General features: G+C 71.1%; 8 protein-coding genes. 6 read left to right on the plus strand and 2 right to left on the minus strand.

Annotated features, from left to right (window positions below; all coding sequences use genetic code 11):
- The 6 genes from G3I41_RS01320 to G3I41_RS01345 form a co-directional block, all read left to right on the plus strand.
- Nucleotides 1-1,532 (plus strand): MinD/ParA family protein (locus G3I41_RS01320; protein WP_164398447.1); only part of this gene is annotated, 1,532 nt, incomplete at its 5' end.
- 197 nt (nt 1,533-1,729) lie between these two features.
- Complete coding sequence (locus tag G3I41_RS01325; RefSeq protein WP_164398448.1) at nt 1,730-3,604, plus strand: ABC transporter substrate-binding protein; 1,875 nt, start codon at nt 1,730-1,732, stop codon at nt 3,602-3,604.
- A gap of 97 nt (nt 3,605-3,701) precedes the next feature.
- On the plus strand, nt 3,702-4,781 hold the full coding sequence (locus G3I41_RS01330; protein ID WP_164398449.1) for an ABC transporter permease: 1,080 nt from the start codon (nt 3,702-3,704) through the stop codon (nt 4,779-4,781).
- A complete protein-coding gene (locus G3I41_RS01335) occupies nt 4,778-5,728 on the plus strand; it encodes an ABC transporter permease (protein ID WP_164398450.1) in 951 nt (316 codons plus the stop codon). Before G3I41_RS01330 ends, G3I41_RS01335 begins: the two co-directional genes overlap by 4 nt.
- Nucleotides 5,725-6,753, plus strand: coding sequence for an ABC transporter ATP-binding protein (locus tag G3I41_RS01340; RefSeq protein ID WP_164398451.1), 1,029 nt, complete (start codon nt 5,725-5,727; stop codon nt 6,751-6,753). Before G3I41_RS01335 ends, G3I41_RS01340 begins: the two co-directional genes overlap by 4 nt.
- Nucleotides 6,750-7,751, plus strand: a complete 1,002-nt coding sequence (locus G3I41_RS01345; RefSeq protein ID WP_164398452.1) for an ABC transporter ATP-binding protein — start codon at nt 6,750-6,752, stop codon at nt 7,749-7,751. Before G3I41_RS01340 ends, G3I41_RS01345 begins: the two co-directional genes overlap by 4 nt.
- 49 nt (nt 7,752-7,800) lie before the next feature.
- Here the strand turns inward: G3I41_RS01345 and G3I41_RS01350 are convergent, their stop codons facing one another.
- Together G3I41_RS01350 and G3I41_RS01355 are read right to left on the minus strand one after the other, a co-directional pair.
- Nucleotides 7,801-8,760 (minus strand): bifunctional riboflavin kinase/FAD synthetase, encoded by a 960-nt coding sequence (locus G3I41_RS01350; protein WP_164398453.1) that lies wholly within the window; start codon nt 8,758-8,760, stop codon nt 7,801-7,803.
- Between the two features lie 43 nt (nt 8,761-8,803).
- The coding region (locus G3I41_RS01355) for a hypothetical protein (protein ID WP_164398454.1) at nt 8,804-9,020 on the minus strand (217 nt) is incomplete at its 5' end.

The following is a 9,020-nucleotide window of genomic DNA, read 5'->3' on the forward strand; positions in this document are numbered from 1 at the left end:
AGCCCCCGGCCCACGGCACCCCCGCCCAAGGCACCCCCGCCCCCACCGCCGACGCCGGTACCCCGAACCTCCCCGCGCAGGTCCAGCCGCAGCCGCAGCCGCCCGTCGACCCCCGGGCCGGCACCTCCTGGCCCACCCCCGCCCCCCGTGATCCGCGTGCCGCGGGCGGCGCCCCGCTGGGGTACACCGCGGCCGTGGAGCTCACGTCCGACCGGCTCATCCGGGGCAAGCAGAAGACCCGGAGCAGCCGCAACCCCACGGGCGCCTCGCGCTTCAAGCTCGGCGGGAAGAAGGAGGAGCAGGAGAGGCAGCGCAAGCTGGAACTCATCCGTACGCCGGTGCTCTCCTGCTACCGGATCGCGGTGATCAGCCTCAAGGGCGGGGTCGGCAAGACCACGACGACCACCGCGCTCGGCGCCACCATGGCCAGCGAGCGGCAGGACAAGATCCTCGCGATCGACGCCAACCCGGACGCCGGCACGCTGGGCCGGCGGGTGCGCCGCGAGACCGGCGCGACCATCCGCGACCTGGTGCACGCGATCCCGCACCTCAACTCGTACATGGACATCCGGCGGTTCACCTCGCAGGCGCCCTCCGGACTGGAGATCATCGCCAACGACGTGGACCCGGCGGTCTCCACGGCCTTCAACGACGAGGACTACCGGCGCGCGATCGACGTGCTCGGCAAGCAGTACCCGATCATCCTCACGGACTCGGGGACCGGTCTGCTGTACAGCGCGATGCGGGGTGTGCTGGACCTGGCCGATCAGCTGATCATCGTCTCGACGCCCTCGGTCGACGGCGCGTCCAGCGCGTCCACGACCCTGGACTGGCTGTCGGCACACGGGTACGGGGAGCTGGTCCAGCGGTCCATCACGGTGATCTCCGGCGTCCGCGAGACCGGCAAGATGATCAAGGTCGACGACATCGTTCAGCACTTCCGGACCCGCTGCCGCGGGGTGGTCGCCGTGCCGTTCGACGAACACCTCTCGGCCGGTGCGGAGGTCGACCTCGACATGATGCGGCCGAAGACCCGGGAGGCGTACTTCAACCTCTCCGCCCTGGTCGCCGAGGACTTCGCGCGCGCCCAGCAGCAGCAGGGGCTGTGGACGCCGGACGGCAGCGGCCCGCCGCCGCAGTACGCCCCGCCGCTCCCGGGCCGGCAGATCCCCGGTCAGCAGGCCCCGGGGCAGCAGCCGTACGCCCTCCCGCAGCCGCAGCAACCCCAGCAGCCCGGCCACCCGCAGTACCCCGGACAGCCGTACGCGCCGCAGCAACCCGGTCAGCCCTACCCGCAGCCCCAGCAGCTACAGCCGCAGCAGCCGTACGACGGCCGGCAGCCCTATCCCCCGCAGCCGGGCCCCGGCGCCGGGCAGCAGTGGCAGCAGCACCCGGCCCAGGACCAGCAGCCGCACCAGCAGCCCCCGGCCCAGCCGCAACCCCAGCTCGACCAGCCAGGACACCCCGAGCCGCACGGTCCCGTACCGCCCGCCGGGTGGCAGCAGCAGCCGCCGCCAGCGCCTCAGCAGTAGGGCGTCAGAGGTCTGAACCAATGAGGGTCCGCATCGCCTCCGCGATGCGGACCCTTTTGGCATATCCGCAGACCACACGCCGTTTCGGTGACCGTTGACGCGGCTCGACCACCGCTGATAAACCTTCGCAACACCAGCCGGCGAACCGAAGTTCAACACGCCTTTCCCGTGCGAGTCATGACGCGAGGTCCCAGACCATGGTCGTAAGAGTTCCATCCTCCTCCGCCCCGCCACGCTCACGTCTGCGTGTGCTCCTGGCCTCCGGTGCCGCCGCCCTCGCTCTCGCGGCCGGGACCGTCGTGCCGGGCACGCCCCTCGGGGCCGCGCCCCAGCAGGCGCAGGCAGCCGACAGCGGAAACAAGACACTGACCGTCGCGGTCGCGCAGAGCGTCGACTCCCTGAGCCCGTTCCTCGCCCAGAAGCTGCTGAGCACCAGCGTCTCGCGGCTCATGTACGACTTCCTGACGAACTACGACGCCAAGGACAACCACGCCATCCCGGGCCTGGCGACCAAGTGGGAGCCCTCCGCCGACAAGCTGACGTGGACGTACACCATTCGGAGCGATTCGAAGTGGTCGGACGGGCAGCAGGCGACCGCCGAGGACGCCGCCTGGACGTTCAACAAGATGATGGACGACGATGCCGCGGCCCAGGCCAACGGCAGCTTCGTCACCAACTTCAAGAAGGTCACGGCCCCGAGCCCCACCCAGCTGGTCATCGAGCTCAAGGAGCCGCAGGCCACCATGGCCGCGCTCGACGTGCCGATAGTGCCGAAGCACGTGTGGGAGAAGGTCGGCGACTTCTCGAAGTTCAACAACGACACGAAGTTCCCCGTCGTCGGCAACGGCCCGTTCATCCTGACGGACTACAAGGTCGACCAGTACGTGAAGCTCAAGGCCAACCCGGACTTCTGGCGCGGTAAGCCCAAGTTCGACGAACTGGTCTTCAAGACGTACAAGGACCAGGACGCCGCCGTCGCCGCCCTCCGCAAGGGTGAGGTCTCCTTCGTCGCCGGTTCGCCCGCGCTGACACCCGCTCAGGCGAACTCGCTCAAGGGCGACAAGAACATCAAGGTCAACGAGGGGCCCGGCCGCCGCTTCTACGCGCTGGCCACCAACCCCGGGGCGCAGACCAAGGACGGCAAGAAGTTCGGCGACGGCAACAAGGCGCTGCTGGACCAGAAGGTGCGCCAGGCGCTGTTCCTGTCGATCGACCGCGAGACGATCATCGACAAGGTGTTCCAGGGCCACGCCGTCGAAGGCAAGGGCTACATTCCGCCGCGCTTCTCCGCGTACGCCTGGGAGCCCTCCGCCGACCAGGCGATGAACTACGACCCCGACAAGGCGGCGAAGCTGCTGGACGAGGCGGGCTACAAGCTCAAGGGCGACCAGCGCGTCGGCAAGGACGGCAAGCCGCTCGACCTGCGCATCCTGTGCCACGCCACCGACCCGAACGACAAGGCGGTCGGCAAGTACCTGAAGGAGTGGTGGGGCAAGCTCGGCATCGGGCTGAAGGTCGACTGCCTGGACGACGTCTCCGTGCCCTGGTACGCCGGTGAGTACGACCTGGCCTTCGACGGCTGGTCGGTCAACCCGGACCCGGACTTCGTCCTCGGCATCCACACCTGCGCGGCCCTGCCGACGAAGGCCAAGGCCAGCGCGACCACGGACAACTTCATCTGCGACAAGAAGTACGACGAGCTGTACAGGAAGCAGCTCGCCGAGTACGACCCCGCGAAGCGGGCCGAGCTCGTCGGGCAGATGCAGTCGTGGCTGTACGACTCCGGGTACATGAACGTGATGGCGTACCCGAACGCGGTCGAGGCGTACCGCACCGACCAGATCAAGTCGATCACGACCATGCCCGAGGCAGCCGGCAACATCTACGGCCAGGACGGCTACTGGAGCTGGTGGTCGGCCGTGCCGGCGAGCGGCAACGGCGGCTCGGAGGGCAGCAGCTCCGGCTCCTCCACCGGTGTGATCATCGGAATCGTGGTGGCGGTCGTGGTCCTCGCAGGTGGCGGATTCCTGATCTCGCGGCGCCGCCGCACCACCGCGGACGATCGCGAGTAGGTTCTCGAACGGGATGCGAGGAACCGGCCGGCGCGGGTGCGGTAGGCCCGTGCCGGCCGGTTCTTTCCAGGAACGACACGAGTAACGAGAGTTCCCCATGACAGCTGACAGCACTCCGGCGCTCGTGCAACAGGCGGACGCGGCCACGGACGGCCCTCCGGCCGGTCCCTCGGCCGCACGCGGTCCACGGGCGCGCAACACCACCGCCTATCTGACATACGTGGCCGCCAAGATCGCGGGCGCCGTCGTCTCACTGTTCGCGGTTCTGGTCACCAGCTTCTTCCTCTTCCGGCTCATTCCGAGCGACCCGGTCAAGCAGATGACGGGCGGCCGGCCCGTATCGGCCGAACAGCTGGAATCGCTGCGCCATCAGCTCGGGCTCGACCAGCCGATGTGGCAGCAGTTCACCAGCTACATCGGGGACGCCCTCACCGGCGACTTCGGTGTCTCGTTCGCGTACCACGCGCCGGTGATGGACAAGATCGTCGAAAAGCTGCCGGCGACGCTGCTGCTCACCGGCACCGCCTACGTCCTCTACAGCCTCATCGGCCTCTGGCTCGGCACCCGCACCGCCTGGCGCAACGGTTCGGCCGGCGACCGGTTCAACACCGCGCTCGCGCTCACCCTGTACTCGGTGCCGTCGTTCTGGCTCGGACTGCTCCTCATCATCGTCTTCTCGGTGGGCGTCGGCCCGATCCCGGGCATGTTCCCGACGGGCGGGATGTCGTCGGGCGACACGAGCGGCTTCGACTACGTCATCGACGTGGCGCACCACATGGTGCTTCCGGTGATCACGCTGGTGGCGGTCGGGTACGCGCAGACGCTGCTGGTGATGCGGTCCTCGCTGCTGGACGAGATGGGCAGCGACTACCTCACGACGGCCCGCGCCAAGGGGCTGCGGGACAACGTCGTACGCCGCAAGCACGCCGTGCCCAACGCGATGCTGCCCACCTTCACGCTGATGTTCGTCAACCTGGGGCATGTGGTCGCCGGGCAGATCCTGGTGGAGACCGTGTTCTCCTGGCCGGGCCTCGGCTCCCTCTTCTACCAGGGCCTCAGCACCCCCGACCTGCCACTCGTCCAGGGCCTGTTCTTCGTCTTCGCCACCGCGGTGATCCTGGCGAACACCCTTGCCGATGTGCTGTATCCGCTGCTCGATCCCCGGGTGGGCCGATGACCACGACCGATTCCATGCCCACGCCGACCCCGGCGTCGGCCCCGCCCGAGCCCGTCCGGAGCGCCCGCTCCCTGGCCCGGGCCCGCAAGCGCCAGTCCGCGGCCCGCTTCTGGCGGGAGTACCGCCGTCACAAGGGCGGCATGTGGGGCCTGGCCGGCCTGATCGTGATCGCGCTGATCGCCCTGGCCGCCCCCCAGCTCGTCGGCGCCGACTCGCAGAGCGTCACCGAGGCGTCCGGCGGCGCGCTCGAATCGCCGAGCGGTGAGTTCCCGCTCGGCACCGACCAGTTCGGGCGCAGCGTGCTCGCGCTCCTGGTGTGGGGCGCGCGCGTCTCGCTGACCGTGGGGCTGCTCGCGGCGTTCCTGTGCGTCGCCATCGGCACGATCGTGGGAATCGTCGCGGGCCACTTCCGCGGCTGGTACTCGACCGTGCTGATGCGGGTGACGGACTGGTTCCTGGTGATGCCGACGCTGGTCCTCGCGGTCGCCCTCGCCTCGGTGATGGACCGCTCCCTGTGGACCATCATCATCGCGATCGGTGTCACGACCTGGCCGACGACCGCACGCCTGGTGCGCGCGCAGACCCTCGCCGTGGAGTCCCGCCCGTACATCGAGCGCGCCCGCGCGCTGGGCGGCGGCCACGGCCACGTCATGCTGCGGCACGTCCTGCCGAACGTGATGCCGCTGGTGCTCGCCCAGACCACGCTGGCCATCTCCAGCGCGATCCTGAGCGAGGCCACGCTGGCCTTCCTCGGCCTCGGCGACCCGACCATCACCTCGTGGGGCAGCATGCTCCAGGACGCGCGCGCCGCGGGGGCGGTGAGCGCCGGCGACTGGTGGTACCTGGCACCGCCCGGCATCGCCATCGCCCTGGTGGCCCTGGCGTTCACGCTGTGCGGCCGCGCGATCGAGTCCGTCCTCAATCCCAAGCTGGGGGTGGCCCGTTGAGTACGACGAGCATCCGCAAGACGCCTCTTCTGGAGGTACGCGACCTGACGGTGACGTACGCCGGCGGGGCGCAGGCCGTCCGCGGCGTGAACCTCCAGGTGGAGGCCGGGCGCAAGCTGGGCATCGCCGGGGAGTCCGGCTGCGGCAAGTCCACGCTGGCGCTGGCCCTGCTGCGGCTGCTGCCCGCGGGGACGAAGGTGACCGGTGAGATCCTGCTGAACGGCGAGGACGTCCTCGCGATGAAGTGGGGCCAGGTCAGGGCCGTGCGCTGGGCGGGCGCGTCGATCGTCTTCCAGGGCGCGATGCACTCGCTGAACGCCGTGCACCGCATCGGGGACCAGATCGCCGAGCCGATCCTGCTGCACAAGAAGGTCACCCAGGCCGCCGCGCGCAAGCGGGCCGGTGAGCTGCTGGAGCAGGTGGGGCTGCCCGCCGCCCGGACGGACGCCTATCCGCACGAGCTGTCCGGCGGTCAGCGGCAGCGCGTGATGATCGCGATGGCGCTCGCCTGCGACCCGGGCCTGATCATCGCGGACGAGCCGACGACGGCCCTGGACGTGATGATCCAGGCACAGATCCTGCGCCTGATCGAGCAGCTGGTCTCCGAGCAGGACCTCGGTCTGATCATGATCAGCCACGACCTCGCGGTGCTGTCCGACACCTGCGACCGGCTGGCCGTGATGTACGCGGGCCGGGTCGTCGAGGAGGGCCCGGCGTCCGAGGTCTACGAGGGCGCGCACCACCCGTACAGCAGGGCCCTGTCGGGCGCCTTCCCGCGCATCGGGGACCCGGCGTCCCGGTTCGCGCCGCGGGGCCTGCCCGGCGACCCGCCCGACCCGTCGGCGCTGCCGGCCGGCTGCACGTTCCACCCGCGCTGCGCCCTGGCCCTGGACTCCTGCGCCACGCAGGACCAGGTGCTGCGGGACGCGGGCCCGGGGCGGCAGGCCGCGTGCGTGCTGGTGGGTCCGGAGGGGGCGGCGGCGCCGGTCCTGCCGGGCGCCGAGGAAGCGAGGAGCACATCATGACGACGACCCCCGTGGACCTGCTCAGCGCGCAGGGGCTCCGGATCACCTTCCCCGGCCGGCACGGCGCCTCGCCCGCGCGTGCGGTGGACGGGGTGGATCTGGACATCCGGCCCGGCGAGATCGTGGCCCTGGTCGGCGAGTCGGGGTGCGGCAAGACGACGCTGGCCCGCTCCCTGCTGGGCCTGGTACCGCCGACGGCCGGGCAGATCACGTTCGACGGGAAGCCGCTGGACTACGGGAGCCGGGCGCTCAAGGCGTACCGCAAGCGCGCCCAGCTGGTCCTCCAGGACCCCAGCGGCTCGCTGAACCCGCGCCACACGGTGTACGACGCGGTGGCCGAGGGCCTGCGCATCCACGGCTACGCGGGCGACGAGCGGCAGGCGGTGCACGACGCGCTGTCGCGGGCCGGGCTGCGTCCGCCGGAGCGGTTCTTCCTGCGCTATCCGCACGAGCTGTCGGGCGGTCAGCGTCAGCGCGTCGTGATCGCGGGGGCGCTGGTCCTGGAGCCGGAGCTGATCGTGGCGGACGAGCCGGTGGCCTCGCTGGACGCGTCGGTGCGCGGCGAGATCCTGGCGCTGCTGCTGCGGCTGCGCGAGGAGCTGGGGCTCTCCGCGCTGGTCGTGACGCACGACCTGGGTCTGGCGTGGAACATCGCGGACCGGGTCGCGGTGATGTATCTGGGCCGCATCGTGGAGACGGGTGACGTCGAGCAGATCCTGACGGCCCCGCGCCACCCGTACACCCAGGCGCTGCTGTCGGTGCTGCCCGAGGCCCCGGGCGATCCGGTGGTGCTGACGGGTGAGCCGCCGGACCCGTCCCGGGTGCCGTCCGGCTGCCGTTTCCACGCCCGCTGCCAGGTGCTGGCCTCGGGCGAGGCGGAGCGGGCGGGCGTCGCGGACGCGTGCCGTACGCAGGACCTGCCGGTCCTGTCGGGCGGCGGGGAGACGCAGGTGGCGTGTCACTGGGCCACGGCGAAGGTCACCGCGCCGACTGTCTGACGGGCGGTCTCGGGTTTCCCGGCCGGTCCGGCCGGGAAACCCCGCGCGGTCAGTCCTGGCCGGCCTCGGCGGCGGCGACCAGCTCGCCGCACCGCTTCACGTCGGCGGCCATCGCCACCAGCAGGTCGTCGATCGTGTCGAACTTCAGCATCCCGCGTACGTACGCCAGGAAGTCCACGGCCACGTGCAGGCCGTACAGGTCGAGGCCGACGCGGTCGATGGCGTACGCCTCCACCGTGCGCTCGGTGCCGTCGAACTGCGGGTTGGTGCCGACCGAGATCGCGGCGGGCATCGCCTCGCCGTTCGCGTGCAGCCAGCCCGCGTAGACGCCGTCGGCGGGGATCGCGGTGTGCGGGAGGGTTTCGACGTTCGCGGTGGGGAAACCCAGCTCGCGGCCGCGCTGCGCGCCCCGGACGACGACGCCCTCGACGCGGTGCGGGCGGCCCAGGATCTCGGCGGCACCGGCCACGTCCCCCTCGGCCACCAGGCGCCGGGTGAGCGTGGAGGAGAACGGCTCGCCGCCGCCCGCCTCGCCGCTCACCCGCAGGTCGATGACCTCGACGCGGTAGTCGTGCTCGGCGCCCAGCTCGGCCAGCAGCTCGACGTTCCCCGCGGCCTTGTGGCCGAAACGGAAGTTGGGGCCCTCGATGACCAGCTGGGCGTGCAACTTGTCGACGAGCACCTTCGCGATGAAGTCGGCCGGGGCGAGCCGCGAGAACTCCGTGGTGAACGGCAGGATCAGCATCGCGTCCACGCCCAGCTCCGCCATCAGCTCGGCGCGCCGGTGGTGCGGGGCGAGCAGCGGCGGGTGGCTGCCGGGCCGGACGACCTCGCTGGGGTGCGGGTCGAAGGTCACGACGACCGACGGCACGCCCAGCGCGCGCGCCCGCTCGACGGCGCGCCCGATGATCAGCTGGTGTCCCCGGTGCACCCCGTCGTACGAGCCGATGGTGACGACGCTGCGCCCCCAGTCCTGGGGGATGTCCTCCAAGCCTCGCCAGCGCTGCACTCTGACCGCTCCTCGCCCGAACCTGTGTACGTGGATTTCTCGCTTACGCAGGTCTAAGACTGCCATGCTCACGCCCTGCGGCCTGCATCGGCATGGGCATCGGAGCCCTCAGCGCCTCAACCGTGCGGCGTGCGCTGGGCCCGACGACGGCCGCCCACTCCTGCGGCGCCCCGGCCAGCCAGCCCGCGACCAGCGCGCCGAACGCGGGCACCTCGCGGACCAGCGCGACGAGCCGCCGGTCGAACAGGGCGGCCCCTTCG

It is taken from the genome of Streptomyces sp. SID9727 (genome assembly GCF_010550605.1).
In the GTDB taxonomy this organism is placed as follows: Bacteria; Actinomycetota; Actinomycetes; order Streptomycetales; family Streptomycetaceae; genus Streptomyces.

Coding starts and splice junctions, on each gene's coding strand:
- G3I41_RS01325 (WP_164398448.1), top strand. CDS start 1,730: ATGGTCGTAAGAGTTCCATCCTCCTCCGCCCCGCCACGCTCACGTCTG.
- G3I41_RS01330 (WP_164398449.1), top strand. CDS start 3,702: ATGACAGCTGACAGCACTCCGGCGCTCGTGCAACAGGCGGACGCGGCC.
- G3I41_RS01335 (WP_164398450.1), top strand. CDS start 4,778: ATGACCACGACCGATTCCATGCCCACGCCGACCCCGGCGTCGGCCCCG.
- G3I41_RS01345 (WP_164398452.1), top strand. CDS start 6,750: ATGACGACGACCCCCGTGGACCTGCTCAGCGCGCAGGGGCTCCGGATC.